The organism is Streptomyces sp. NPDC101191 (assembly GCF_044767915.1).
Taxonomy (GTDB): domain Bacteria; phylum Actinomycetota; class Actinomycetes; order Streptomycetales; family Streptomycetaceae; genus Streptomyces.
In genome coordinates this window covers 1,384,117-1,409,130 of record NZ_JBIWOU010000002.1, presented here as the reverse complement: position 1 = coordinate 1,409,130, position 25,014 = coordinate 1,384,117, and the positions used below count along the sequence as shown (strand labels likewise).

Annotated in this window: 22 protein-coding genes, 2 rRNA genes and 1 riboswitch; of the genes, 18 read left to right on the top strand and 6 right to left on the bottom strand. The window is 70.6% G+C overall.

Going from position 1 to position 25,014, the window contains the following annotated elements; translation table 11 throughout:
• From ACIRQF_RS13160 to ACIRQF_RS13105, 12 genes are all read left to right on the top strand, one after another.
• Nucleotides 1-1,392: ribosomal RNA gene (locus ACIRQF_RS13160) — 23S ribosomal RNA — on the top strand; the annotation flags it as partial.
• A gap of 73 nt (nt 1,393-1,465) precedes the next feature.
• Nucleotides 1,466-1,582, top strand: a 5S ribosomal RNA gene (gene rrf / locus ACIRQF_RS13155).
• 139 nt (nt 1,583-1,721) lie between these two features.
• Entirely contained in the window at nt 1,722-2,330 is a 609-nt protein-coding gene (locus ACIRQF_RS13150; RefSeq protein ID WP_376631984.1) for a CDP-alcohol phosphatidyltransferase family protein, read from the top strand.
• 117 nt (nt 2,331-2,447) lie between these two features.
• A complete protein-coding gene (locus ACIRQF_RS13145; protein ID WP_376631983.1) occupies nt 2,448-4,943 on the top strand; it encodes a sugar phosphate nucleotidyltransferase in 2,496 nt (831 codons plus the stop codon).
• Between the two features lie 109 nt (nt 4,944-5,052).
• Nucleotides 5,053-5,982 (top strand): DUF881 domain-containing protein, encoded by a 930-nt coding sequence (locus tag ACIRQF_RS13140; RefSeq protein WP_382487251.1) that lies wholly within the window; start codon nt 5,053-5,055, stop codon nt 5,980-5,982.
• A complete protein-coding gene (locus tag ACIRQF_RS13135) occupies nt 5,979-6,311 on the top strand; it encodes a small basic family protein (protein ID WP_015032176.1) in 333 nt (110 codons plus the stop codon). The genes ACIRQF_RS13140 and ACIRQF_RS13135 overlap by 4 nt, the downstream gene beginning before the upstream one ends.
• Before the next feature lie 851 nt (nt 6,312-7,162).
• Nucleotides 7,163-7,951: a DUF881 domain-containing protein gene (locus ACIRQF_RS13130; protein ID WP_382487254.1), complete on the top strand. Its 789-nt coding sequence runs from the start codon at nt 7,163-7,165 to the stop codon at nt 7,949-7,951.
• Nucleotides 7,952-8,012: 61 nt separating this feature from the next.
• Nucleotides 8,013-8,969, top strand: a complete 957-nt coding sequence (locus tag ACIRQF_RS13125) for an FHA domain-containing protein (protein ID WP_382487257.1) — start codon at nt 8,013-8,015, stop codon at nt 8,967-8,969.
• A gap of 28 nt (nt 8,970-8,997) precedes the next feature.
• A complete protein-coding gene (locus tag ACIRQF_RS13120; protein ID WP_404091697.1) occupies nt 8,998-9,744 on the top strand; it encodes a MerR family transcriptional regulator in 747 nt (248 codons plus the stop codon).
• Nucleotides 9,745-9,797: 53 nt separating this feature from the next.
• Entirely contained in the window at nt 9,798-10,271 is a 474-nt protein-coding gene (locus ACIRQF_RS13115; RefSeq protein ID WP_365350453.1) for a bifunctional nuclease family protein, read from the top strand.
• Between the two features lie 203 nt (nt 10,272-10,474).
• Entirely contained in the window at nt 10,475-11,098 is a 624-nt protein-coding gene (locus ACIRQF_RS13110; RefSeq protein ID WP_376631973.1) for a MerR family transcriptional regulator, read from the top strand.
• Between the two features lie 184 nt (nt 11,099-11,282).
• Nucleotides 11,283-12,674, top strand: coding sequence for a DNA polymerase IV (locus tag ACIRQF_RS13105; RefSeq protein ID WP_376631971.1), 1,392 nt, complete (start codon nt 11,283-11,285; stop codon nt 12,672-12,674).
• A gap of 112 nt (nt 12,675-12,786) precedes the next feature.
• Here ACIRQF_RS13105 and ACIRQF_RS13100 read toward each other — a convergent pair whose 3' ends face one another.
• Nucleotides 12,787-13,158, bottom strand: coding sequence for a PRC-barrel domain-containing protein (locus tag ACIRQF_RS13100; RefSeq protein ID WP_403522621.1), 372 nt, complete (start codon nt 13,156-13,158; stop codon nt 12,787-12,789).
• A 114-nt stretch (nt 13,159-13,272) separates the two neighbouring features.
• Nucleotides 13,273-13,372: riboswitch (glycine riboswitch) on the top strand.
• Nucleotides 13,373-13,550: 178 nt separating this feature from the next.
• Here ACIRQF_RS13100 and gcvP point away from each other — a divergent pair.
• Nucleotides 13,551-16,436 (top strand): aminomethyl-transferring glycine dehydrogenase, encoded by a 2,886-nt coding sequence (gene gcvP, locus ACIRQF_RS13095; protein ID WP_404091691.1) that lies wholly within the window; start codon nt 13,551-13,553, stop codon nt 16,434-16,436.
• Between the two features lie 83 nt (nt 16,437-16,519).
• Here gcvP and ACIRQF_RS13090 read toward each other — a convergent pair whose 3' ends face one another.
• A complete protein-coding gene (locus ACIRQF_RS13090) occupies nt 16,520-16,726 on the bottom strand; it encodes a DUF5999 family protein (protein WP_365350442.1) in 207 nt (68 codons plus the stop codon).
• A 300-nt stretch (nt 16,727-17,026) separates the two neighbouring features.
• Nucleotides 17,027-17,647 carry a hypothetical protein gene (locus tag ACIRQF_RS13085; RefSeq protein WP_382487273.1) on the bottom strand — a complete coding sequence of 207 codons (621 nt, stop codon included), beginning with the start codon at nt 17,645-17,647 and terminating at the stop codon, nt 17,027-17,029.
• Between the two features lie 482 nt (nt 17,648-18,129).
• Between ACIRQF_RS13085 and ACIRQF_RS13080 the strand changes: the two genes are divergently transcribed.
• Both ACIRQF_RS13080 and ACIRQF_RS13075 read left to right on the top strand, forming a co-directional pair.
• Entirely contained in the window at nt 18,130-19,647 is a 1,518-nt protein-coding gene (locus tag ACIRQF_RS13080) for a glutamate--cysteine ligase (RefSeq protein WP_404091811.1), read from the top strand.
• A gap of 64 nt (nt 19,648-19,711) precedes the next feature.
• Nucleotides 19,712-20,503: a CPBP family intramembrane glutamic endopeptidase gene (locus tag ACIRQF_RS13075; RefSeq protein WP_404091688.1), complete on the top strand. Its 792-nt coding sequence runs from the start codon at nt 19,712-19,714 to the stop codon at nt 20,501-20,503.
• A gap of 81 nt (nt 20,504-20,584) precedes the next feature.
• Here ACIRQF_RS13075 and ACIRQF_RS13070 read toward each other — a convergent pair whose 3' ends face one another.
• On the bottom strand, nt 20,585-21,394 hold the full coding sequence (locus ACIRQF_RS13070) for a PhzF family phenazine biosynthesis protein (protein WP_404091686.1): 810 nt from the start codon (nt 21,392-21,394) through the stop codon (nt 20,585-20,587).
• A 186-nt stretch (nt 21,395-21,580) separates the two neighbouring features.
• Here ACIRQF_RS13070 and ACIRQF_RS13065 point away from each other — a divergent pair, with 186 nt between their 5' ends.
• A complete protein-coding gene (locus ACIRQF_RS13065; protein WP_404091683.1) occupies nt 21,581-22,201 on the top strand; it encodes a PadR family transcriptional regulator in 621 nt (206 codons plus the stop codon).
• Between the two features lie 76 nt (nt 22,202-22,277).
• Here ACIRQF_RS13065 and ACIRQF_RS13060 read toward each other — a convergent pair whose 3' ends face one another.
• Nucleotides 22,278-22,706 (bottom strand): SRPBCC family protein, encoded by a 429-nt coding sequence (locus tag ACIRQF_RS13060; protein ID WP_376631957.1) that lies wholly within the window; start codon nt 22,704-22,706, stop codon nt 22,278-22,280.
• 70 nt (nt 22,707-22,776) lie between these two features.
• Nucleotides 22,777-22,998 (bottom strand): hypothetical protein, encoded by a 222-nt coding sequence (locus ACIRQF_RS13055; RefSeq protein WP_404091679.1) that lies wholly within the window; start codon nt 22,996-22,998, stop codon nt 22,777-22,779.
• 286 nt (nt 22,999-23,284) lie between these two features.
• On the opposite strand from ACIRQF_RS13055, the gene ACIRQF_RS13050 reads away from it, so the two are divergent.
• Nucleotides 23,285-23,803: a Clp protease N-terminal domain-containing protein gene (locus ACIRQF_RS13050; RefSeq protein WP_404091808.1), complete on the top strand. Its 519-nt coding sequence runs from the start codon at nt 23,285-23,287 to the stop codon at nt 23,801-23,803.
• 41 nt (nt 23,804-23,844) lie between these two features.
• Nucleotides 23,845-24,870 carry an EamA family transporter gene (locus ACIRQF_RS13045; protein ID WP_404091676.1) on the top strand — a complete coding sequence of 342 codons (1,026 nt, stop codon included), beginning with the start codon at nt 23,845-23,847 and terminating at the stop codon, nt 24,868-24,870.
• The last annotated feature ends 144 nt before the right edge of the window (nt 24,871-25,014 follow it).

The window sequence follows — 25,014 nt, the reverse complement described above, 5'->3', positions numbered from 1 at the left end:
CTGAGACCTGATGCCGAGCCGATTGTGGTGAAGTGGATGATCCTATGCTGTCGAGAAAAGCCTCTAGCGAGTTTCATGGCGGCCCGTACCCTAAACCGACTCAGGTGGTCAGGTAGAGAATACCGAGGCGTTCGGGTGAACTATGGTTAAGGAACTCGGCAAAATGCCCCCGTAACTTCGGGAGAAGGGGGGCCATCACTGGTGATCGGATTTACTCCGTGAGCTGGGGGTGGCCGCAGAGACCAGCGAGAAGCGACTGTTTACTAAAAACACAGGTCCGTGCGAAGCCGTAAGGCGATGTATACGGACTGACGCCTGCCCGGTGCTGGAACGTTAAGGGGACCGGTTAGCTCTGTTTCGACAGGGCGAAGCTGAGAACTTAAGCGCCAGTAAACGGCGGTGGTAACTATAACCATCCTAAGGTAGCGAAATTCCTTGTCGGGTAAGTTCCGACCTGCACGAATGGCGTAACGACTTCTCGACTGTCTCAACCATAGGCCCGGTGAAATTGCACTACGAGTAAAGATGCTCGTTTCGCGCAGCAGGACGGAAAGACCCCGGGACCTTTACTACAGTTTGATATTGGTGTTCGGTTCGGCTTGTGTAGGATAGGTGGGAGACTTTGAAGCAGCCACGCCAGTGGTTGTGGAGTCGCCGTTGAAATACCACTCTGGTCGTGCTGGATGTCTAACCTCGGTCCGTGATCCGGATCAGGGACAGTGTCTGATGGGTAGTTTAACTGGGGCGGTTGCCTCCCAAAGGGTAACGGAGGCGCCCAAAGGTTCCCTCAGCCTGGTTGGCAATCAGGTGTTGAGTGTAAGTGCACAAGGGAGCTTGACTGTGAGACCGACGGGTCGAGCAGGGACGAAAGTCGGGACTAGTGATCCGGCGGTGGCTTGTGGAAGCGCCGTCGCTCAACGGATAAAAGGTACCCCGGGGATAACAGGCTGATCTTCCCCAAGAGTCCATATCGACGGGATGGTTTGGCACCTCGATGTCGGCTCGTCGCATCCTGGGGCTGGAGTCGGTCCCAAGGGTTGGGCTGTTCGCCCATTAAAGCGGTACGCGAGCTGGGTTTAGAACGTCGTGAGACAGTTCGGTCCCTATCCGCTGTGCGCGTAGGAATATTGAGAAGGGCTGTCCCTAGTACGAGAGGACCGGGACGGACGAACCTCTGGTGTGCCAGTTGTCCTGCCAAGGGCATGGCTGGTTGGCTACGTTCGGGAGGGATAACCGCTGAAAGCATCTAAGCGGGAAGCCTGCTTCGAGATGAGTATTCCCACCTCCTTGAGAGGGTAAGGCTCCCAGTAGACGACTGGGTTGATAGGCCGGATGTGGAAGCCCAGTAATGGGTGGAGCTGACCGGTACTAATAGGCCGAGGGCTTGTCCTCAGTTGCTCGCGTCCACTGTGTTAGTTCTGAAGTAACGAACTCCCTTTTCCGGTCGAGTTCAACTTCATAGTGTTTCGGTGGTCATAGCGTTAGGGAAACGCCCGGTTACATTCCGAACCCGGAAGCTAAGCCTTTCAGCGCCGATGGTACTGCAGGGGGGACCCTGTGGGAGAGTAGGACGCCGCCGAACAATTTTTAGCCTCAACCCCCGGACCTTGTCCGGGGGTTGAGGCATTTTTGCGTTCAGGAGACCCCTGTGCATCCCGCGGGCGTGGCTGAGGGTAAGGTCATGGGGCATTGTCAGCTCGTTTCCCACAGGAGGCCCCCGGGTGGAGGTCCAGGAGACCCGCGTTCAGACGGACCGGGTACTCACCATCCCCAACATCCTCAGCATGGCCCGCCTGGTCGGCGTGCCGCTCTTCCTGTGGCTGATCCTCCGACCCGTGTTCGGTGGGCCCAACAGTGACGGCTGGGCTCTGCTCGTGCTGGCCCTGAGCGGTGTCAGCGACTACCTCGACGGGAAGCTCGCCCGGCGCTGGAATCAGATCAGCAACCTCGGCCGGCTGCTCGACCCCGCCGCCGACCGGCTGTACATCCTTTCCACGCTCGTCGGCCTCACCTGGCGCGAGATCCTGCCGCTGTGGCTGACCGCCGTGCTTTTGGCCCGTGAGCTCATGCTCCTGGTGGCCGTGGCAATCCTCCGCCGGCACGGGTATCCGCCGCCGCAGGTGAACTTCCTCGGGAAAGCTGCCACTTTCAACCTGATGTACGCGTTCCCGTTGCTGCTGCTCAGTGACGGAAACGGGTGGCTTGCGTCACTCGCCGAAGTTTTCGGGTGGGCCTTCGCCGGATGGGGTACAACTCTGTATTGGTGGGCAGGGATCCTCTACGTGGTCCAGGTCCGTCGACTCGTGAAGGCGGATACCGCGGCCGATTGAGCCCGTCCCTCCGTTCGCCGAGCAACGACGCCGGCAGGAACGAGGACGCCCGAGGGCCATTGACCGGATGGGTGAAGTCGGCAGGACCGTCGTCTCTTCAAGGAGGACGCTTCCGACATGAAGGCCGTCGTGATGGCTGGTGGCGAGGGTACCCGCCTTCGTCCCATGACCTCGAGCATGCCCAAGCCTCTTCTGCCGGTAGTGAACCGGCCGATCATGGAGCATGTCCTGCGATTGCTCAAGAGGCACGGTCTCAACGAGACCGTCGTCACCGTGCAGTTTCTCGCTTCCCTCGTCAGGAATTACTTCGGGGACGGGGAAGAGCTCGGAATGGAGCTCACCTACGCGAACGAGGAGAAGCCGCTCGGAACCGCGGGGAGTGTGAAGAATGCCGAGGAGGCGTTGAAGGACGACGCCTTTCTCGTCATCTCGGGAGACGCGCTCACCGACTTCGACCTCACCGATCTGATCCGCTTCCACAAGGAGAAGGGCGCCCTCGTCACGGTCTGCCTGACCCGGGTACCGAATCCCCTCGAATTCGGCATCACGATCGTCGACGAGGAAGGCAAGGTCGAACGATTCCTGGAGAAGCCGACCTGGGGGCAGGTCTTCTCGGACACGGTGAACACGGGCATCTACGTCATGGAGCCCGAGGTCTTCGACTACGTCGAGGCGGACGTCTCGGTCGACTGGTCGGGTGACGTCTTCCCGCGGCTGATGAAGGACGGCAAGCCCATCTACGGCTATGTCGCCGAGGGCTACTGGGAGGACGTGGGCACGCACGAGAGCTACGTCAAGGCCCAGGCCGACGTGCTGGAGGGCAAGGTCCAGGTCGACATCGACGGCTTCGAGATCTCCGAGGGCGTCTGGGTGGCCGAAGGTGCCGAGGTGCATCCCGACGCCGTGCTGCGCGGGCCGCTGTACATCGGCGACTACGCCAAGGTGGAAGCGGACGCGGAGATTCGCGAGCACACCGTGATCGGCTCCAACGTCGTGGTCAAGAGCGGTGCCTTCCTGCACAAGGCCGTCATCCACGACAACGTCTACATCGGGCAGCAGAGCAATCTGCGCGGCTGCGTCATCGGCAAGAACACCGATGTGATGCGGGCGGCCCGGATCGAGGACGGGGCCGTCATCGGGGACGAGTGCCTGATCGGCGAAGAATCGATCGTGCAGGGCAATGTGCGGGTCTACCCGTTCAAGACGATCGAGGCCGGTGCCTTCGTCAACACCTCCGTGATCTGGGAGTCCCGCGGACAGGCCCACCTCTTCGGGGCGCGCGGGGTGTCCGGCATCCTCAACGTGGAGATCACGCCCGAACTGGCCGTGCGCCTGGCCGGCGCCTATGCGACCACGCTGAAGAAGGGCGCGACCGTCACCACCGCGCGCGACCACTCACGTGGCGCGCGGGCACTGAAGCGGGCGGTGATCTCCGCTCTGCAGGCCAGCGCCATCGACGTGCGCGATCTGGAGAACGTACCGCTACCGGTGGCGCGGCAGCAGACCGCGCGGGGCAGCGCCGGCGGCATCATGGTGCGGACCTCGCCGGGTGTGCCGGACTCCGTGGACATCATGTTCTTCGACGAGCGGGGCGCCGACCTGTCGCAGGCCGGACAGCGCAAGCTCGACCGCGTCTTCGCACGTCAGGAGTACCGGCGGGCGTTCCCCGGCGAGATCGGCGACCTCTCCTTCCCGGCCAGCGTCTTCGACTCGTACACCGGTTCGCTGCTGCGGAACGTCGACACCTCGGGGATCGCCGAGGCAGGTCTGAAGGTGGTCGTCGACGCGTCGAACGGCAGCGCGGGCCTCGTCCTGCCCAGCCTCCTCGGACGGCTCCAGGTGGACGCGCTGACCATCAACCCGGGTCTCGACGAGGCGCGGCCGACCGAGTCGGCCGAGAGCCGGCGGGCCGGGCTCGTACGCCTCGGGGAGATCGTGGCGTCGGCGCGGGCCGCGTTCGGTGTGCGCTTCGACCCGGTGGGCGAGCGCCTCTCGCTCGTCGACGAGAGGGGCCGCATCATCGAGGACGACCGGGCGCTGCTCGTGCTGCTCGACCTCGTCGCGGCCGAGCGCCGCTCGGGCCGGGTGGCGCTGCCGGTGACGACAACCCGGATCGCCGAGCAGGTGGCGGCGTACCACGGCACCCAGGTCGAGTGGACGACGACCTCGCCCGACGACCTGACCCGGGTCGGCCGGGAGGAGTCGACGATCTTCGGCGGTGACGGGCGCGGTGGGTTCATCGTGCCGGAGTTCAGCAGCGTCTTCGACGGAGCGGCGGCGTTCGTGCGGCTGATCGGCCTCGTGGCGCGGACCCAGCTCACTCTGAGCCAGATCGACGCGCGGATTCCGCGGGCCCATGTGCTGCGGCGGGACATCGCGACGCCGTGGGCGGTCAAGGGGCTCGTGATGCGCCGGGTGGTGGAGGCGGCCGGGGACCGGTCCGTCGACACCACCGACGGTGTGCGGGTGGTGGAGGCCGACGGCCGCTGGGTGATGGTGTTGCCCGACCCCGCGGAGGCCGTCACCCATCTGTGGGCGGAAGGGCCGGACGACGCATCCGCGCAGGCCCTGCTCGACGAGTGGGCGGCCGTGGTGGACAGCGCAGGTCAGTAGTCGGCAGGGCCCGTCCGGGCAGGTGAGCCGGGAGGCGGCGGTGTGCGCCTCCCGGCTCTTCGGTGGGGCCATTCGGCGGTACGGCGTGCGACGTGCGACGATGTGCGGCATGTCGCAGCAGCCCCCCGTTCGGAGCACAGGAACACCACCTCCGCGCCCGGACGCGTCCATGTCGCTGCTGAACAACGTGATCGACCACGCCCTGGACGACGGATACGCGGAGGCCTCGGCCCGGCGCGCGGCCGAGGGCGGCGGGATGCCCCGTACGGTCCGGGCGAAGCTCGGTCTCGCGGCCGGTCTGGTGCTCGCGGCGGCCGTGGTGACGCTCGGAGCGGCCGAGGCGCGGGTGTCCGCGCCGGTCGTGGCCAAGGAGCGGCAGGACCTGATCAACCGGATCGACACGGAGACCTCCGAGGCCGACAAGCTGGAGCAGGACGTCGAGCGGATCCGCGACGAGGTCGGTGAACGGCAGCGCAAGGTGCTGGAGGAGCACGGCGGCGACCAGGCCGAGCTGGTGGCGGTGCTCTCGGGGGCGACCCCCGTGCACGGGCCGGGCGTGAAGCTGGTCGTCGACGACGCCAAGGGCACCGACACGGGCGGTGGCGGTCCCCGCGAGAGCACCGGCTTCTCGGACACCGGCCGGGTGCGCGACCGCGACATGCAGCGCGTGGTCAACGGTCTGTGGGAGTCGGGCGCCGAGGCCGTCGCGATCAACGGGCAGCGCCTGACGGCTCTGTCGGCGATCCGCGCCGCGGGCGACGCCATACTGGTCGACAACAAGCCGCTGGTGCCGCCGTACACGATCCTCGCCGTCGGCGACGGACAGCGGCTGAGCACGGCGTTCCAGGACAGCGCCGACGGGCAGTATCTGCACGCGCTGCAGGAGAACTTCGGGATCCGTACGAGCATCTCGGCGGAGGGCGACGTGCGTCTGCCGGCCGCGCCGAGCCTGACCGTACGTACAGCAGAGCCGAGGGGAGCCGGGGCGGCCAAGGCCACCGGGCAGGCCACGGCCGACACAGGGAAGGGCACATCTTGATCGCCGTACTGGGCCTGATCGTCGGAGTCGTGGTCGGACTGTTGGTCCGGCCCGAGGTTCCGGCGGTGGTGGAGCCCTACCTTCCGATCGCCGTGGTCGCCGCCCTCGACGCGGTGTTCGGCGGCCTGCGTGCCATGCTCGACGGGATCTTCGTCGACAAGGTCTTCGTGGTGTCCTTCCTGTCGAACGTGGTCGTGGCCGCGCTGATCGTCTTCCTCGGCGACAAGCTGGGCGTGGGCGCGCAGCTGTCGACCGGTGTGGTCGTCGTCCTGGGCATCCGGATCTTCTCCAACGCCGCCGCCATCCGGCGGCACGTGTTCCGGGCGTGAGGCAGATGAGCGAGAACGAGAACCGGAACGAGAACCGGAACGAGAGCGCCGGCGAGAACGACCCGGCGCGGGAGCCGGGCGGGACCGGTACGGGTCGGCCGGCCGAGCGCCCGGAGCCGGGCCCCGAGCCGCGGCAGCCGCAGGCTCGGCCGGAGGACCAGCCTCCCCTGCGGGCGCAGGAGCCGCCGCGGCCCGGTCCGGAGGGCGCACCTCAGGGCCCCGGCCCGGCGCAGCCTCGGCCCCAGGGCCCCGGCGGACCCGGTCAGCCCCGGTCCCAGCCCGGCGCGCAGGCTACGGAGGGGCCCGGTCAGCCCCGGCCCCAGGGCCCGGGCCGTCCGCAGCCGCAGCAGGGGGAGCAGCCTCCGGGTCCGAATCGGCCGCAGCCCGACCCGCAGCGGCCGTCGCAGCCCCGCCCGCAGGGGCAGCCGCCCCAGCCCCGCCCGCAGGGTCCGGGCCAGGCCGGTCAGCCCCAGCCCGGGCCGCAGGGCCAGGGCCGTCCGCAGCCTCGGCCTCAGGGCCTGCCGCAGCCCCAGGCCCGCCCGCAGGGGCAGCAGCCTCCGGGGCCGGGTCAGCCGCAGTCGCGTCCGGAGGGGCAGCAGCCTCCGGGTCCGGGTCAGCCGCAGTCGCGTCCGCAGGGGCAGCAGCCCCAGGGTCCGGGTCAGCCGCAGTCGCGTCCGCAGGGGCAGCAGCCCCAGGGTCCGGGTCAGCCGCAGTCGCGTCCGCAGGGGCAGCAGCCCCAGGGTCCGGGTCAGCCCCAGCCCCGGCCGCAGGGACAGCCGGGTCCCGGTCACCCGCAAGGGCAGCCGCAGCCGGGTCGGCCGCAGGCTCATGGGCGGCCCCAGCCGCACCCCGTGCCCCAGCCGGCGCCGCAGGCTCAGCCCGCGCCCGAGGCCGCCGCCGCGCCGAAGCCCGACGCCGGCGAGTCCGGGCGGCGGCGGCTGGCCGCGAGCCTGTGGCCGCCGCGGGTGAGCAGGGCCCAACTCGTCGTCGCACTGCTGCTGTTCGTGCTCGGACTGGGACTCGCGATCCAGGTGCGGTCGACGAGCGACAACAGCGCGCTGCGCGGCGCGCGCCAGGAGGACCTGGTGCGGATCCTCGACGAGCTCGACGACCGCACGCAGCGTCTGGAGGACGAGAAGACCCGTCTGGAGAAGCAGCAGTCGGAGCTGGAGTCCAGCTCCGACCAGGCCGAGGAGGCGCGCAAGCAGACCCAGGAGAAGGAGCGGCAGCTCGGCATCCTGGCCGGTACGGTCGCCGCCGAGGGGCCCGGGATCACGCTCACGATCGCGGATCCGTCCGGTGCCATCGAGTCCGACATGCTGCTCGACGCCATCCAGGAGCTGCGGGCCGCCGGGGCCGAGGCGATCCAGGTGAACGATGTGCGGGTCGTGGCGGACAGCTATTTCTCGGGCAGCGGACGCGATATGCGAATCGATGGAACGCAAGTGGCCGCTCCGTACGTCTTCAAGGTCATCGGCAAGCCGGAGGATCTCGAGCCCGCGCTCAACATCCCCGGCGGTGTCGTCCAGACGTTGGAGAAGGAGCAGGCCACGGCCACGGTGCAGCGTTCTTCGAAGATCGTCGTCGACGCCTTGCGGCCTGCGAAGCGGCCTGACTACGCTCAGTCGTCGTCGCAGTGAGGCGGGGCTGGATGACGGTCGCGCGGCAAGGGCATGACCTTGCGGGGGGTCGCCGCACCACATGGGTGGTGCGTGGTGGAAACTGTCGAGTGGCTACGGACGTTGTGAAGATGTCCGGGTCGGCAGGTGTGTTCAGTCAGGGTTCGTCCTGCCCCACGGGCGGGTCTGTTTCGGTCAAGGGGAATCGCCCGTGAAGTTGTTTTCGAAGTGGTTCGGCAAGAGCGGACGCGAGGACGGCGGCAACGCCAGGCATCGCGCGCCGCGGCACACCCAGAGTGAGGAACAGGGCGCGGAGCGCCCGCTCTTCCGTGACGAGGTCGGCGGCCAGGGTGGCGACATTCCGGGCGCACAGGGCGCGTCTTCTGTTGACCCCACCGGTGCCGCGCGCATAGGTTTCGGAGAACCATCAACCTCAAGTACGGGTGGAGGGTTTACCCCCGACCCGTACGCGACCCAGACCTCCGCGGGGCAGCCGCGGCAGGAGGACGCGTCCATGCCGGTGTGTACGAGGTGCGGTCACCGTAATGCGGCGGACAGCCGGTTCTGTTCCCACTGCGGCGCGCCGCTGCGCGCCGGGGTGGTGCCGGAGCGTGCTTCCGAGACGACCTCGACCATCTCCATCTCGGGGCTCGAGGCCTACGACTCGGAGGCCACCGGTCAGATCCCGTCGCTCTCGCCCGAGGCCCTCGCGGCCGTGGAGGCGCTTCCGGTCGGTGCCGCGCTGCTCATCGTGCGCCGCGGTCCGAACTCGGGCAGCCGCTTCCTGCTGGACGGCGAGCTGACCACGGCCGGCCGCCACCCGCAGAGCGACATCTTCCTGGACGACGTGACCGTGTCGCGCCGTCACGTGGACTTCCGGCGCCAGCCGGACGGCACCTTCACGGTGTCGGACGTCGGCAGCCTCAACGGCACCTACGTCAACCGCGAGCCGATCGACTCGGTCGTGCTCTCCAACGGTGACGAGGTGCAGATCGGCAAGTACCGGCTCGTGTTCTTCGCGAGCCTGCGGGGCGCGTGACGCCCCGGAGAACCTTCAGGGAAGGTCCATGCTGCGTACACCGACGGGCGGTGCCGGCCTCGGCACCGCCGCCGCGGGCGACGGACTGGTCAGCATCGGTACGGTGCTGAGCCGGCTGCGCGACGAATTTCCCGAAGTGACCATCTCGAAGATCCGCTTCCTGGAGGCCGAGGGGCTCGTGGAGCCCCGGCGCACGGCCTCCGGGTACCGGAAGTTCAGCGCGCAGGACGTGGAGCGGCTCGCCCAGATCCTGCGGATGCAACGGGACCACTATCTCCCGCTCAAGGTCATCCGGGAGCATCTGGACGCCCTCGAACGCGGTGAGCAGGTCAGACTGCCCTCGCCGAGCCCCCAGCGGGACCTGCTCGACGGGGCCTGGGACACGGATGGCGCAGACCGGCCCACGGCGGTGCGGCTCGGCCGCGCCGAGCTGCTCGCCGCGGCCGAGGTGACCGAGGCCGAGCTCGCCGAGTGGGAGTCGTACGGGCTGATCGCCCAGGCCGACGGCGGGGGCTACGACGCCGAGACCGTGACCGTCGCCAAACTGGTGGCGGATCTGGGGAGATTCGGTCTGGAACCCCGGCACCTGCGGGCCGTCAAGGCCGCCGCCGAGCGGGAGGCGGGACTGGTCGAACAGATGGTGGCGCCGCTCCGCCGGCACCGTAATCCGCAGACCAGGGCGCATGCGGAGGCGACGGCCAAGGAGCTCGCCGGACTCTCCGTACGGCTCCACGCGGCACTGGTCCAGACCGCTCTCGGGCTCCGTCTGCAGTGATCTCCGGACGGCCCGACTACCCAAACCGGTCGGGCACGTCCTAGGGTTGCTGTGTGAACGAGCTCGACGTTGTGGGTGTCCGGGTGGAAATGCCCTCCAACCAGCCGATCGTTCTCCTGCGTGAAGTGGGAGGCGACCGGTACCTCCCCATCTGGATCGGACCGGGTGAGGCGACCGCGATCGCCTTCGCCCAGCAGGGCATGGCCCCGGCCAGGCCGCTGACGCACGACCTGTTCAAGGACGTGCTCGAGGCCGTGGGGCAGGAGCTCACCGAAGTCCGCATCACGGATCTGCGTGACGGGGTCTTCTACGCCGAGCTGGTCTTCGCCAGCGGTGTCGAGGTGAGCGCCCGGCCGTCCGACGCGATAGCGCTGGCGCTGCGCACCGGGTCGCCGATCTACGGCAGTGACGGTGTGCTCGACGACGCGGGGATCGCGATTCCGGACGAGCAGGAGGACGAGGTGGAGAAGTTCCGCGAGTTCCTCGACCAGATCTCGCCGGAGGACTTCGGGACCAGCAACCAGTAGGCAGGCGGTCGCCGGGCCGCCCGTGGCCGGGCGGCGACTGGGCAGTGCCCTCGGAGCATTCGAGTAGCCTTTCCCCGGGGCGGGGCACGGGAAACCACTCTCAGGGTGATTATCACTCGGCGTGCCGAGTGTGGCGATCGTTGACGCACCCCTGGTGACTGCCTACCTTCGTGTGGGCAGGTCAAGGACGGAGGGTCGGCGTGATGAGCAGCGGCGACGGTACGGCAGGGGGCTTCCTGGGGCGTGCTCCCGGGGAGAGCGGGCCGTATCCGCTTCACGGCAGGGTGGGCGACCTCGGAACGGACGCGGGCGCGGGGACGGGCGTGGACTCGGACGCCGTCGGCTACCGCGGACCCACGGCCTGCGCCGCGGCCGGCATCACCTACCGCCAACTGGACTACTGGGCGCGCACCGGTCTCGTCGAGCCGAGCGTGCGGCCCGCGTACGGCTCCGGGACGCAGCGCCTCTACAGCTTCCGCGACGTCGTCGTCCTCAAGATCGTCAAGCGTTTCCTCGACACCGGGGTCGCGCTCCAGAACATCCGGGCCGCCGTGCAGCACCTGCGGGCGCGTGGTTTCCGCGATCTGGAGCGGATGACGCTCATGAGCGACGGCGCGACCGTCTACGAGTGCTCGTCGCCCGACGAGGTCGTCGACCTGCTCCAGGGCGGCCAGGGGGTCTTCGGCATCGCCGTGGGGGTGGTGTGGCGTGACGTCGAGTCGGCCCTGTCGCAGCTGCACGGCGAGCGTGTGGACACCGGCGAGACGCTGATCGGGCACAACCCGGCGGACGAGCTGGCGCGTCGGCGCCGCGACCGGGCGGTCTGAGGCGGGCCTGCCGGGACGGTCCCGAGTGGCTTCGGCCGGGACGGTCCGGGGCGGCTCCCGGGTGCGTCCGGCGGTCGGGGCGGTGGTCGGGGGCCCTGAGCTCGTCGCCCGGGTCCAGGGCGCGCTGGGCGGCTCGTACTCGCGTGCGGGCCGATTGTCAGTGGCGTAGGGCAGCATCGGACCTGTGAGAGCCGCGCCCACGATCCTGCATCTCGACATGGATGCCTTCTTCGCCGCCGCCGAGCAGGCGTCGAAGCCCAGCCTGCGGGGAAAGCCCGTCGTCGTGGGCGGTCTCGGCCCGCGCGGCGTGGTGGCCACGGCGTCGTACGAGGCGCGCCGCTTCGGGGTGCACTCGGCCATGCCGATGGCCCAGGCGCGCCGCCTCGCGCCGAACGCGGCGTATCTGGTGCCGCGCTTCGCCTTCTACCGGGCGATCAGCGTCCAGGTCATGGAACTGCTCGGGCGGCTCTCGCCGCTCGTGGAGCCGCTCAGCCTGGACGAGGCCTTCGTCGACCTGGAGGCCGGCGGAGTGGCCGACGACCGCGCGAGCGCGCGGGCGGCGGGGGAGAGACTGCGCAGGGACATCCTCGCCACGACGGGGCTGACGGGGTCGGTCGGGCTCGCGGGCTCGAAGATGCTCGCGAAGATCGCTTCCGAGGAGGCCAAGCCGGACGGGCTCGTGCTCATCGAGCCCGGGACGGAGCGGGAGCTGCTCGGGCCGCGTTCGGTGCGGATCATCCCCGGCATCGGCCCGGCGACCGGCGAGCATCTGCGGCGGGCCGGGATCGTCACCGTGACCGACGTGGTGGAAGCGGGCGAGGACGAGCTCGTACGGATCCTGGGGCGCGCGCACGGGGCCTCCCTGTACCGGATGGCCCTCGGGCACGACGACCGGCCCGTGGTGGCCGAGAGGGACGCCAAGTCGGTGTCCGTCGAGGACACCTTCGACGTGGACCTGCACGACCGGCTGCGGATCCGGCTGGAGGTGGAGCGGCTCGCGGAGCGGTGCGTGGCGCGGCTGCGGGGCTCCGGGCACTCCGGGCGGACGATCGTCCTGAAGGTGCGGCGCTACGACTTCTCGACGCTGACCCGGTCCGAGACGCTGCGGGGGCCGACGGACGATCCGGTGGTGGTGCGGGAGGCCGCGGGGCGGCTGCTCGAACTGGTGGACACGACGGGCGGGGTGCGACTCCTGGGGGTCGGGGTCAGCGGCCTGGCGGACTACACCCAGGAGGACCTGTTCGCGCAGGCGGAGGCCCGGGAGGCGGCGCTCGCCGGGGAGGCCGCTCTTCCGGCCGGCGCGGAGGAGCCGGCCGCCGGCGCTGGCGCCGCGCCCGCCCCACCGACGGCCACGGAGACCGCGGAGCGGCGGTGGGCCGCCGGGCACGACGTGCGGCACGCGGAGTACGGGGCCGGGTGGGTGCAGGGCAGCGGGGTCGGGCGGGTGACCGTCCGATTCGAGGAGCCGACGTCGGCGCCGGGCCGCGTCCGGACCTTCCCGGTCGACGACCCGGACCTGGAGCCGTCGGAACCGCTGCCGCTGGTCCCCGGCGGGGCGACGGGGGCGGCGGCCTAGGCCTGTCCGCGGCCCGCGCGAGCCGCCGGGCCGGGGGCCTCGCAGGGGGCTCGCCGCCCTTGCCGTCCGGCCCGGACGGCGCCCGGGGCGGCGGAGGGTGCGCCCCGGGTGCCTACACGTCCTCCTGGCCCGCCAGACGGCCGAAGTCTCTCGGGCCGTCCTGGGGCGGGGGAGGGAGGGCCATGCTGTAGTGGCGGTAGAGCTGGAGTTCCTGTTCGGGGGAGAGGTGGCGGCCCACGCCGAAGTCGGGGGCGTCCTTGATGAGGGCGCGGTCGTAGGGGATGCGGAGGGTGTCGTCCACGAAGTCGCTCGGCTCCAGGGGGACGAACGCGTCCCGGCTGAACAGGCCGGTACGCACGGCGGCCCATTCGGGGACTCCCGTCGCGTCGTCCAGGTACACCTCGTCCACGGTGCCGATCTTGTGTCCGTTCCGGTCGAACGCCTTGCGGCCGATCAGGCTGCGCGGATCGATGTCGGTCTGCACGGTCCCTCCAACTGGTCGCAACTGCTCTACAAGCACTACGAAAGTGCACATCTGGGATGTCGGCCACTTGAGCGATGGAAGAAGGAACGGCGCTGGTAGGCTGGCTGTGGCTGTCGACCCCGCGCGGGAGAGTCCTCCGGAGCAAAACTCGCGGAGGCGCCGAAGGAGCAAATCCTCCCCGGAATCTCTCAGGCCCCTGTACCGCGCGGACGAGGTCACTCTGGAAAGCAGGGCGGGCGTCGACGGCGATCCGCTCTCACCGACGGTGAAAGCCGGCCCACCGCAACGCGGGCCGGTGAAGCTCTCAGGTTTGGATGACAGAGGGGGAGGCCGTCCGGGCACCCGCGCCGTGGTGCCCCTCGCAGGTCGTGACGACCAGGAGGCCCCCGTACATGACCGCCAACCGCACTCCGCTCTCCGAGCTCGAGCAGGGCATTCCCTTCGAGCAGCGGCACATCGGACCCGACGCCGAGGCGCGGGCCAAGATGCTCGCCCAGGTCGGTTACGGATCCCTCGACGAGCTCACGGCCGCCGCCGTTCCGGACGTCATCAAGAACGCCGAGGCCCTCGCGCTTCCGGCGGCCCGCACCGAGGCCGAGGTGCTCGCGGAGCTCCGCGAGCTCGCGGACCGCAACCAGGTGCTCGCCCCCATGATCGGGCTCGGCTACTACGGGACCTTCACGCCGCCGGTCATCCTGCGGAACGTCATGGAGAACCCGGCCTGGTACACGGCCTACACGCCGTACCAGCCCGAGATCTCGCAGGGCCGCCTGGAGGCGCTGCTCAACTTCCAGACCATGGTCGCCGACCTGACCGGTCTGCCCACCTCCGGCGCCTCCCTCCTGGACGAGGGCACCGCCGCCGCCGAGGCCATGGCGCTCTCCCGCCGTGTGGGCAAGGTCAAGAACGGTGTCTACCTGATCGACGCGGACGCGCTGCCGCAGACCATCGCCGTCATCGAGACCCGCGCCGAGCCGACCGGGGTCGAGGTCGTCGTCGCCGACCTGAGCTCCGGCATCCCCGCCGAGATCGCCGAGCGCGGCGTCTTCGGAGTGCTGCTGCAGTACCCGGGCGCCTCCGGTGCCATCCGTGACATCAAGCCGGTCATCGACCAGGCCCACGAGCTCGGCGCCGTCGTCACCGTCGCCGCCGACCTGCTCGCCCTGACGCTCCTCGCCTCGCCCGGTTCGCTCGGCGCCGACATCGCCGTCGGCACCACCCAGCGCTTCGGCGTGCCCATGGGCTTCGGCGGTCCGCACGCCGGTTACATGGCCGTGCAGGACAAGCACGCCCGCTCCCTGCCGGGCCGCCTCGTCGGCGTCTCCGTCGACGCCGACGGCAACAAGGCCTACCGCCTGGCCCTGCAGACCCGCGAGCAGCACATCCGCCGCGAGAAGGCCACCAGCAACATCTGTACCGCTCAGGTGCTGCTCGCCGTCATGGCCGGCATGTACGCCGTCTACCACGGCCCCGAGGGGCTCAAGGGGATCGCCCGGCGCACCCACCGGTACGCCGCCATCCTCGCCGCCGGTCTGCGCGCCGGGGGCGTCGAGCTCACCCAGGGGGCCTTCTTCGACACCGTCACCGCCCGCGTCCCGGGCCGTGCCGACGCCGTCGTCGCCGCCGCCCGCGAGGGCGGCGTGAACCTCTACCGCGTCGACGCCGACCACGTGTCCGCCTCCTGTGACGAGACGACCACCCGCGCCCAGCTGGCCGCGGTCTGGTCCGCCTTCGGCGTCGACGCCGACATCGAGGCGCTGGACGCCGTCACCGAGGACGCGCTTCCCGGCGACGCGCTGCGCGGCGACGCGTACCTGACCCACCCGGTCTTCCACGCGCACCGCTCCGAGACCTCGATGCTGCGCTACCTGCGCAAGCTGGCCGACCGCGACTACGCGCTCGACCGCGGCATGATCCCGCTCGGCTCCTGCACCATGAAGCTGAACGCGACCACCGAGATGGAGTCGGTGACCTGGCCCGAGTTCGGTCAGATCCACCCCTTCGCCCCGGTCGAGCAGGCGCAGGGCTACCTCACGCTCATCACCGAGCTGGAGGAGCGCCTCGCCGAGGTCACCGGCTACGACAAGGTGTCGATCCAGCCGAACGCCGGCTCCCAGGGCGAGCTGGCCGGTCTGCTCGCCGTCCGCGCCTACCACCGCGCCAACGGCGACGCGCAGCGCACCATCTGCCTCATCCCGTCCTCCGCGCACGGAACCAACGCCGCCTCCGCGGTGATGGCCGGCATGAAGGTCGTCGTGGTCAAGACGGCGGAGGACGGCGAGGTCGACGTCGAGGACCTGCGCGCCAAGATCGAGCAGTACCGCGACGAGCTCGCCGTGCTGATGATCACCTACCCGTCCACGCACGGTGTGTTCGAGGAGCACGTCGCCGACATCTGCGCGGCCGTGCACGACGCCGGCGGCCAGGTGTACGTCGACGGCGCCAACCTGAACGCCCTGGTCGGCCTCGCCAAGCCGGGTCACTTCGGCGGCGACGTCTCGCACCTGAACCTGCACAAGACCTTCTGCATCCCGCACGGCGGCGGCGGCCCGGGCGTCGGTCCGGTCGCGGTGCGCGCGCACCTCGCCCCGTACCTGCCGAACCACCCGCTGCAGCCGACCGCCGGTCCCGAGACCGGTGTCGGTCCGATCTCGGCCGCTCCGTGGGGTTCCGCCGGCATCCTGCCGATCTCCTGGTCGTACGTGCGCCTGATGGGCGGCGAGGGCCTCAAGCGCGCCACCCAGGTGGCCGTGCTCGCGGCGAACTACATCGCCAAGCGCCTGGAGCCGCACTACCCGGTGCTCTACACCGGCCCGGCCGGCCTGGTCGCCCACGAGTGCATCGTCGACCTGCGCCCGCTCTCCAAGGAGACCGGCGTCAGCGTCGACGACATCGCCAAGCGTCTGATCGACTACGGCTTCCACGCGCCGACGATGTCGTTCCCGGTGGCCGGCACGCTGATGATCGAGCCCACCGAGTCCGAGGACCTGGTCGAGCTCGACCGCTTCTGCGACACGATGATCGCGATCCGTGCCGAGATCGAGAAGGTCGGCTCCGGCGCCTGGCCGGCCGACGACAACCCGCTGCGCAACGCCCCGCACACCGCGGCGGCGCTGGGCGGCGAGTGGAACCACGCCTACACCCGCGAGGAAGCGGTCTTCCCGGCCGGCGTCTCGACCGCGGACAAGTACTGGCCGCCGGTGCGCCGCATCGACGGCGCCTTTGGTGACCGCAACCTGGTCTGCTCCTGCCCGCCGCTGGACGAGTACGACAACTGAGTCCAGGCATGACACAAGGGCCGGTTCGGAGATCTCTCCGGGCCGGCCCTCGGCGTTGCGCGTACCGCGCGGCGGCGGCCCCTTCAGGCCGCCGTCGTCACCCGGGCCGCCGTCAGCGGGCGGTGCGGGGCGATGATCTGCCCGTCCGGCAGCAGCTCACCGGTGTCCTCGAAGAGCAGGACACCGTTGCACAGCAGGCTCCAGCCCTGCTCCGGGTGGTGCGCCACGAGTCGGGCGGCCTCCCGGTCGGCGGAGTCGGCGGTGGGACAGGCGGGCTGGTGCTGGCACATGGGTGGGTTCTTTCGCTGCGTCGTGGTGGATGTCCTGCGGCTCTTCGTCGGCATGGCCGCCCCCGTCGGTCGGTTCGGTTCCGGTCCCAGTCTTGCCCTACGGACGCCGTTCCGCAGGTATTTCGCGGCAGCTCGTCCTCTCCCGGGAAGACGCATCACCCGCAGGGGCGGTTCAGGTCAACTGCACGGTCTCTTCGGGGGGTTCGGGGTGGTCCCAGTGGGCTAGTCCGAACGTGACCTGTCTCGGACAGCAGTGCGCCCCGGGACCACGCGGCCCCGGGGCGCACCTGCGTGCCGGGATCAGGCGGGTGCCGGGGAACCGAGCAGCGGCGGCGGTGTGAGCCGCAGACCGATCACGGGGAGCAGGTCGGCGACCCGGTAGGGCCGGTCGGCCGCGATTCCCGGCGGCGCGGGGGCGAGCGGGACCAGGAGGTCGTCCGGTCCGGGCTCGGTGGTGGCGCCGTCCGCGTCCGTGTCGGTGTGCAGCCACAGGGTCAGCATGTACAGCTCCGGTACGGAGAGCAGCCGCGGCTGGTACGGGGTGGCCAGTGCCTCGGCCTGGATCAGGGCCCGTTCGGTGGCGGTGACGTAGGGGCCTTCGAAGAAGTGCGAGAAGGACCAGCCGTCCGGGGTGAGCATCGTGTCGCCGGCGGCGATCGCCCGGTCCCCGTTCCTGATCAGGAAGCGCCAGCCGGCCAGCCGGGTGCGGGGTGGCTGCTGCTCCGTCGCGGCGGCCGCTCCGGGGGCACCGGATTCGGTGGACAGCCCGAGAACGTGCACGGGCAGGGGGAGTTCGGGGCTCAGCGGTCCCTGTGCGGCCCGCAGGGCCGGGGTGCGGGGTTCACGGACCGCCGAGGGCGAGCCGAGAGCCGCGAGGACACTGCGGAGAGCCGGCGCGGGGGCCGGGGAGGGTCGGAGCATGATGGGTCGCCTCTCACTCAGGAGACACGGTGACGCGTGGGCAGGTACGACGGCGTTGTCAGCGACGGGGCCAGAGAGGGGGGCCATGGGTGCATGGCCGGGCGCCAACACTCTGCCTCGTGCGCGGAGTTTATACGACACGTGTTCACACAGTGTTTCCGGTAGACGGCCTCTATATTCCTGACAAGGCGTCATCCGGTCGGAATTCCCCGGAGATTCTGTGGAATGTGCGCGTCCGGCGGAACGTCTGCCTGCACTTTCCGTGGAGGGCCGGTAGGCCGAATCTCGCCCTCGTCCCTCAGGACAATATGACTTTGGTATATGTCGATTGCTCTTGCCGACGGGGACTGCCCCTGGGGAAAGCCGGTCCAGACTATCCGCTCACACCTCGGATTCGCAGGCGTTGTCGATCAGCCGGGTGGGCATCATCGTCCGTGACGCTCGCGGCCGTCGTGGCGGCTGCCCACTGGGAGGGACGCTCGATGGGGGAGAAGGTCGTGGCCGACGGGTTCGGCCCGTCCGACCGGCAGCACTACCGCCGAAAGCTCCAGCAATGCCTCGCCGCCCTCGCGCGGCTGCTTGCGGAGAAACGGTTCGACCGGCCCCGCAATCTCATGGGCCTGGAGATCGAACTCAATCTCGCGGGCGAGGACGGGCTGCCCAGGATGCTGAACGCGCCGGTGCTCGACCGCATCGCGAGCTCCGATTTCCAGACCGAACTCGGAATGTTCAACCTGGAAGTGAACATCACCCCGCACCGGCTCGGCGGCCACGTATTCGACCGGCTCGCGGAGGAACTCCGCACCGGCCTCGGTTATGCCGACCGCAAGGCGAGCGAACTGGGCGCCGGCGTCGTGATGATCGGCATCCTGCCGACCCTCACCCAGGAGGACGCGGTCTTCGCGAACCTGTCCGCCGCGGACCGCTACACGCTGCTCAACAACCAGATCCTCGCCGCCCGCGGGGAGGACTTCACCCTCGACATCCACGGCGTCGAGCGCCTGCTGTGCACCTCGGCCTCGATCGTGCCCGAGGCCGCCTGCACCTCGGTCCAGCTGCACCTCCAGGTGACGCCGCCGCGCTTCGCCTCCGTGTGGAACGCGGCGCAGGCGATCGCCGGGGTCCAGATAGCCATGGGCGCCAACGCGCCCTTCCTGTTCGGCCGGGAGCTGTGGCGCGAGTCCCGGCCGCCGCTGTTCACGCAGGCCACCGACACCCGCCCGCCCGAGCTGCAGTCCCAGGGGGTGCGGCCGCGCACCTGGTTCGGGGAGCGCTGGGTGGACTCCGCGTACGACCTCTTCGAGGAGAACCTGCGCTACTTCCCCGCCCTGCTGCCGATCTGCGAGGACGAGGACCCGCTGCGCGTCCTCGACGAGGGCGGGGTGCCCCGGCTGCAGGAGCTGATCCTGCACAACGGCACCGTCTACCGCTGGAACCGCCCCGTGTACGGCTGGGTCGACGGCGTCCCGCACCTCAGGGTCGAGAACCGCGTGCTGCCGGCCGGCCCCACGGTCACCGACGTCGTCGCCAACGCCGCCTTCTACTACGGGCTGGTCCGGGCGCTTGCCGAGGAGTCCCGGCCGCTCTGGAAACGGATGGACTTCGCCGACGCCGAGCACAACTTCGACACCGCGTGCCGCCACGGCATCGAGGCGGAGCTGCGCTGGCCCCGTCCGGGCCGCTCCGGCGGGATGGCGACCGTGCCCGCCGTACGCCTCGTCCTCGACGAGCTGCTCCCGATGGCCGCGGCCGGGCTCGACGCCTGGCACGTCGAGCCGCGTGACCGGGACTTCTACCTGGGCGTGATCGAGGAGCGCTGCCGGCGGCGGGTGAACGGGGCCTCCTGGCAGGCCGACACCTTCCACCGCGGCCTCGACTCGGGTCTGGACCGCCCGGCGGCGCTCGCGGCCACCACCCGCCGCTACCGCGAGCTCATGCTCACCGGAGAGCCGGTGCACACCTGGCCCGTGGGGCTCGACGGCACTTCCCCGAAGGCGTAGGTAGGGTTCCCGTTACCCGGCGAGCGATGGGGAATGGGAGACAGGTGTGGTGTCGGAGCAACGAGTGAGGGACGCTTCCCTGCCCCCCGACGGCCTGCCGCGCCGGATCCTGCGCTCCGAGACCCTGATCGTGCTGGCGCTCTCGCTCGGCGCCAGCGGGGTCTCGTCCCTCATCAGCTTCATCGGCTCGCTGACCAAGGCGGGGTCCCTGAAGGAGCAGGCGGCCACGCTCAACGGCTCCTACGCCCTGGGCCGGCCCTGGCTCGACCTGGCGTGGCAGCTCTTCGGCATCGCGAGCGCCCTCGTGCCGGTCGCCCTCGTCGCGCACCTGCTGCTGCGCGAGGGCGCCGGGGTGCGGGGCCTGCGGGCCATCGGCTTCGACCGCACCCGGCCGTGGCCGGACCTGGGGCGCGGGGCACTGGTGGCGGCCGGTATCGGCAGCGCCGGCCTGGCCTTCTACCTGGCGGCGCGGGCGTCCGGGTTCAACCTCACCGTGGTGCCCGAATCGCTGCCGGACGTGTGGTGGAAGTACCCGGTCCTGATCCTGTCGGCGATCCAGAACGCCGTCGTGGAGGAGGTGATCGTGGTCGGTTATCTGCTGCGCAGGCTCGATCAGCTGGGCTGGTCCCCGAAGGCCTCGCTCGCCGCGAGTTCCGTGCTGCGCGGCTCGTACCACCTCTACCAGGGAGTCGGCGGCTTCGTCGGCAACATGGTCATGGGCGTGGTGTTCGTGTGGTTGTACCGGCGCTGGGGGCGGGTGGGGCCGCTGGTGGTCGCGCACTCGCTGCTCGACATCGTGGCCTTCGTCGGCTACGGGCTGCTCGTGGGGAAGGTGGGCTGGCTGCCCACGGTCTGAGCACGGGTCTCCGGGCCCGGCACCGGTGAGAAGGGGCGTGCGGCATCGGCCGTACGCCCCTTCCGTTCGTCCGGGTGCCTCTCAGGCGTGCAGTTCGCCGTCGACGACGGTGACCGCGTGCCCGTTGAGGAGGGTGCGGTCGCCACGCAGACGGGTACGGACCAGGCCGGTGCGCGCGCCGCCCTGGAAGCCGGTCAGCTCGTCCCGGCCGAAGCGGGCGGACCAGTACGGCGCGAGGGCGGTGTGGGCGCTGCCGGTGACCGGGTCCTCGTCGATGCCGACGGCCGGGAAGAAGCCGCGCGAGACGAACTGGTACGCGCCCTCGGGCTCGTCGGCGACGGCGGTCGCGATGATCCCCCGGTCGGAGAGCGTGGTCAGGGCGGCGAAGTCCGGCGTCAGGCCGCGGACGGTCGCCTCGTCGGCGAGCTCGACGACCAGGTCGCCGATGTGGGCGGCGGTGTCGTGTACCGCGACCGGCTCGGCGCCCAGTGCCGAGGCCAGGCCCTCGGGCGCGGGAACCGGGGTCAGGGAGGAGGTCGGGAAGTCGAGGGTGATGGTGCCGTCCTCCTCGGCCGTGGCGACCAGGATCCCGCAGCGGGCGGCGAAACGCACGGTCCCGGTGGCGGTGCCCGTGCTGTGCAGGACGTGGGCGGTGGCGAGGGTGGCGTGGCCGCACATGTCGACCTCGGTGGTGGGGGTGAGCCAGCGCAGGGCCCAGTCCGCCTCGCCGCCGGGCGGCAGGGGGTGGGCGAAGGCGGTCTCCGAGAGGTTCACCTCCGCGGCCACCTTCTGGAGCCAGGAGTCCTCCGGGAAGGAGTCGAGGAGCAGGACTCCGGCCGGGTTGCCGGCGAAGGGCCGGTCGGTGAAGGCGTCGACGATTCGAATCCGCATGGAACGGGACCGTACCCGAACGGAAAAAGCGCAGGCCAAGGCCAATTCGGGATGTCTGGACCGCTGCGCGTCCCGGCCGGGCGGGGGGTCGGGTGACAGTCGGGTGTTGCTCGGCGAACAGTTCCGATATATCGTTGAGGCATCGCGACAGTTCAACGATGGAATCCCGATGGAAGGAGCGTTGCGATGCGTACCTACGGACACGAGTACGGACACGGCCCGGGAGCCGGACGCGGACAGTGCGGACCCAGCCCTCGCGGTGACTTCGAAGGGCGGCGTGCCGCCTTCGGCCCCTTCGGGCCGGGCGGTGGCGGCCCCTGGGGCGGTGGCCCCTTCGGCGGCCGGGGGCGTGGCGGCGGCCGCGGCCGGGCGCGGCGCGGCGATGTGCGCGCCTCGATCCTGGCCCTCCTGAAGGACCGCCCGATGCACGGCTACGAGATGATCCAGGAGATCGTCGAGCGCAGCGGCGGGGCCTGGAAGCCCAGCCCCGGATCGGTCTACCCGACCCTCCAGATGCTGGAGGACGAGGGGCTGATCGTCAGCGAGAGCGAGGGCGGCAAGAAGCTGTTCACGCTCACCGCCACCGGGCGCGAAGAGGCCGAGGCGGGGCCGGAGGCCCCCTGGGAGGAGGCCGGGCGCGGCGTCGACTGGGACGCCGTGAACGAGATCCGGCAGGCCGGCTTCGGTCTGATGGAGGCCTTCGGTCAGGTCTGGAAGACGGGCAGCGCCGAGCAGCGGCAGAAGGCCGTCGAGGTCATCAACGAGGCCCGCAAGAAGCTGTACCTGATCCTGGCCGACGAGCACTGACGAGCGCTGAGCCGGGACCGGCACCGAGGGGCCCCGCGGCGGATCGCCGCGGGGCCCCTCGGTGTACGGAGCGCGGTCAGGCGACCAGGCCGGCCAGCTTGCGCAGCGACTCGGTCAGCGCCGCCGTCGCCGAGTCCTTGAGCTTGCCCGCCATCAGGGAGACGGCCGCACCCGTGAACTCCCCGTCGATCCGTACGGTGGTGGCCCCGCCGTCGGCGCTGAGGGAGTAGCGCGTGCCGACGTTGACGCCCATCGGACCCTTGCCGCGGATCGCGAGGACGCGGCCGGTCTCCAGCTCCTCCACCGTCCAGGTCACCTCGGCGGGGAAGCCCATGAGCTTCATGTTCTCCGCGAAGGTGGCGCCGGCCTCTAGGGTGGCCGGGCCGCCGTTCGGGAAGTTGGTGTGGGTGGCGTTCCACTCCCCGTAGGAGCCGAAGTCGGTGAGCTGCGCCCACACCTTCTCGGCCGGTGCCTCGATCCGTGCCTCCGCGCTGACTTCGGCCATGGGTCCACCCCTTCACGCGTACCAGTCGGGCTTTCGGTGTCGCGGAACGTAGCCGTAGCGGCGTGAACATTCAATACTGATGAACCGTCAGTTCTGCGGGTTCGCCGTCGACGCCGTCGAACCACCAGATCTGCGCGGAGTCGAACCGGTCCGAGGCGCGCGGTCCGCCGCTCTCGTCGTGACAGTGGAACGCGGCCCAGAAGAGGTCGGCCGGCAGCGCCTCCCGCGGCGCGTACACGCGGTAGACGTACTGCCGCCCGTCGAGCGCGAGCAGGGCCACCATCCAGAACATGCCCGAAGGACGACAGCGGGCGGGGTCGTGGTTGCGAACGGGGCGCGTGGCAAGGCGGCGCGCGCCCCTTGGAGGGAACTCACGTGATCTCATCCGTAAGGAGGAGGAATCGTGCGCCCGTGCACACCTCCGGTGGGATGTGCGCATGCTCCTCCCCGGGGATGTCCGGGCCCGGAGCGGATGATGAGGTGGAAGGGTGCAACCTCCTGTCCCTTCGGCGCCCGTCCCGTTCGACCCCGAGCCCGGCCGCCCCGTGCCCGCGCCGAGCCTTCTCCCCGTTCCCCGGGTGCCCCGGGTGTTGCCCGCCGAGCGCCGCGCCGAACTGGAGGAGGCGCTGACCGCCGAGCTCGTGACGGCGGTCGCCGGTGCCCGGCGCCGGGCCCTGCGCGACGGCGACCGGCAGGTCGACACCGCCCACCTCCTGCACTCCCTCGTCGAGGCCGACCCCGGGGCCGCCGCCGCTCTCGGGGACGGCCGGCAGCTCGCCCGGGTCCTCGGCTACCTGGTCCAGCGCTCCATCGGCTACGGGCTCCGCTGGCAGCGCTCCGTCGAGGACACCGGCTCCGCCCTGCCTGCCGTCCGCGGCGCCGAGAACGCCGCCGGCTGGTCCCCGGCGGCCACGGCCGCCCTCGCGGGCGCCTTCGAACGGGCCGCGCTGCGCGGCGACCGAAGGGTCCGCGGCCTCGACCTGCTGGCCGCGCTCGCCGCGGACCCGGACAACCGGGCCGCCGAGGTGCTGCGCCGGGCCGGGGTCGACGGGCCCGCCCTGGCCGCCCGGATCGAGGAGTCGTCTCAACAGGTGTAACGGGGGTTACGCACCTGTCCGGGTCCTGTCATGATGGCCCGATGCACGCGTCTCAGGGGAGAAGCGCCGGCCTGGGACTCGCCCTGGCCTCGGCCTTCGCATTCGGTGGTTCAGGAGTGGCGGCCAAGCCGCTCATCGAGGCGGGACTCGACCCGCTCCACGTGGTGTGGCTGCGGGTGGCCGGCGCCGCCCTCGTCATGCTGCCCGTGGCCTGGCGCCACCGCGACCTGGTGCGGCGCAAGCCCGCCCTGCTCGCGGGCTTCGGCCTGCTCGCCGTCGCCGGTGTGCAGGCCTGCTACTTCGCCGCGATCTCCCGGATCCCCGTCGGCGTCGCCCTGCTCATCGAGTACCTCGCGCCCGCCCTCGTCCTCGGCTGGGTCCGCTTCGTCCAGCGGCGCCCGGTGACCCGCGCCGCCGCCGTGGGGGTCGTCCTGGCCGTCGGCGGCCTCGCCTGCGTCGTCCAGGTCTGGTCCGGCCTCAGCCTCGACCTGCTCGGGCTGCTGCTCGCGCTCGCCGCCGCCTGCTGCCAGGTCGGCTACTTCGTCCTGTCCGACCAGGGCAGCGACGAGGCCGAACCCGCCGATCCGATCGGCGTCATCGCCTACGGGCTGCTCGTCGGCGCACTCATCCTCACCGTCGTCGCCCGCCCGTGGGGCATGGACTGGGCGGTCCTCGGGGGCACCGCCGACCTGAACGGCACCGCGGCCCCCGCCTGGCTCCTGCTCGGCTGGATCGTACTGATCGCCACCGTCCTCGCGTACGTCACCGGCGTCGTCTCGGTGCGCAGGCTCTCCCCGCAGGTAGCCGGCGTCGTGGCCTGCCTGGAGGCGGTCATCGCGACCGTACTCGCCTGGGTGCTGCTCGGCGAGCACCTGGCGGCGCCGCAGATCATCGGTGGCGCGGTCGTCCTCGTCGGCGCCTTCATCGCCCAGTCCTCGACGCCCAAGGCGGCGCCGGACGAGCCGGTGGCCGGGTCCCGGGAGCCGGCCACCGAGGGCACCGAGGGAGCCCACGACCCCCGGGGGACCGGGGAGGGCGAGCTGGCGGCCGGGCGGACCGGCCCGTAGGGTGCGGATCATGCACGCGACCGTTCTTCCGCCTCCTGCCGCCTAGCGCGGGCGGCACCTTCCGCTGACGAAGACCGGGCTCGGGCCGGCCGACACAGGCCCCCGAGCGGTTCGTCGCTGCCCGCCCGCGGAGCCCAGCGACCA

Excerpts from the sequence above, each read along its gene's own strand:
- ACIRQF_RS13065 (WP_404091683.1), top strand. The coding sequence starts at position 21,581 with ATGCGTACCTACGGACACGAGTACGGACACGGCCCGGGAGCCGGACGC.
- ACIRQF_RS13090 (WP_365350442.1), bottom strand. The coding sequence starts at position 16,726 with ATGTGCCAGCACCAGCCCGCCTGTCCCACCGCCGACTCCGCCGACCGG.
- ACIRQF_RS13120 (WP_404091697.1), top strand. The coding sequence starts at position 8,998 with ATGCTGCGTACACCGACGGGCGGTGCCGGCCTCGGCACCGCCGCCGCG.
- ACIRQF_RS13060 (WP_376631957.1), bottom strand. The coding sequence starts at position 22,706 with ATGGCCGAAGTCAGCGCGGAGGCACGGATCGAGGCACCGGCCGAGAAG.
- ACIRQF_RS13145 (WP_376631983.1), top strand. The coding sequence starts at position 2,448 with ATGAAGGCCGTCGTGATGGCTGGTGGCGAGGGTACCCGCCTTCGTCCC.
- ACIRQF_RS13140 (WP_382487251.1), top strand. The coding sequence starts at position 5,053 with ATGTCGCAGCAGCCCCCCGTTCGGAGCACAGGAACACCACCTCCGCGC.
- ACIRQF_RS13125 (WP_382487257.1), top strand. The coding sequence starts at position 8,013 with ATGGGTGGTGCGTGGTGGAAACTGTCGAGTGGCTACGGACGTTGTGAA.
- ACIRQF_RS13070 (WP_404091686.1), bottom strand. The coding sequence starts at position 21,394 with ATGCGGATTCGAATCGTCGACGCCTTCACCGACCGGCCCTTCGCCGGC.
- ACIRQF_RS13080 (WP_404091811.1), top strand. The coding sequence starts at position 18,130 with ATGGGGGAGAAGGTCGTGGCCGACGGGTTCGGCCCGTCCGACCGGCAG.
- ACIRQF_RS13085 (WP_382487273.1), bottom strand. The coding sequence starts at position 17,647 with ATGCTCCGACCCTCCCCGGCCCCCGCGCCGGCTCTCCGCAGTGTCCTC.
- gcvP (WP_404091691.1), top strand. The coding sequence starts at position 13,551 with ATGACCGCCAACCGCACTCCGCTCTCCGAGCTCGAGCAGGGCATTCCC.
- ACIRQF_RS13110 (WP_376631973.1), top strand. The coding sequence starts at position 10,475 with ATGAGCAGCGGCGACGGTACGGCAGGGGGCTTCCTGGGGCGTGCTCCC.
- ACIRQF_RS13045 (WP_404091676.1), top strand. The coding sequence starts at position 23,845 with ATGCACGCGTCTCAGGGGAGAAGCGCCGGCCTGGGACTCGCCCTGGCC.
- ACIRQF_RS13055 (WP_404091679.1), bottom strand. The coding sequence starts at position 22,998 with ATGTTCTGGATGGTGGCCCTGCTCGCGCTCGACGGGCGGCAGTACGTC.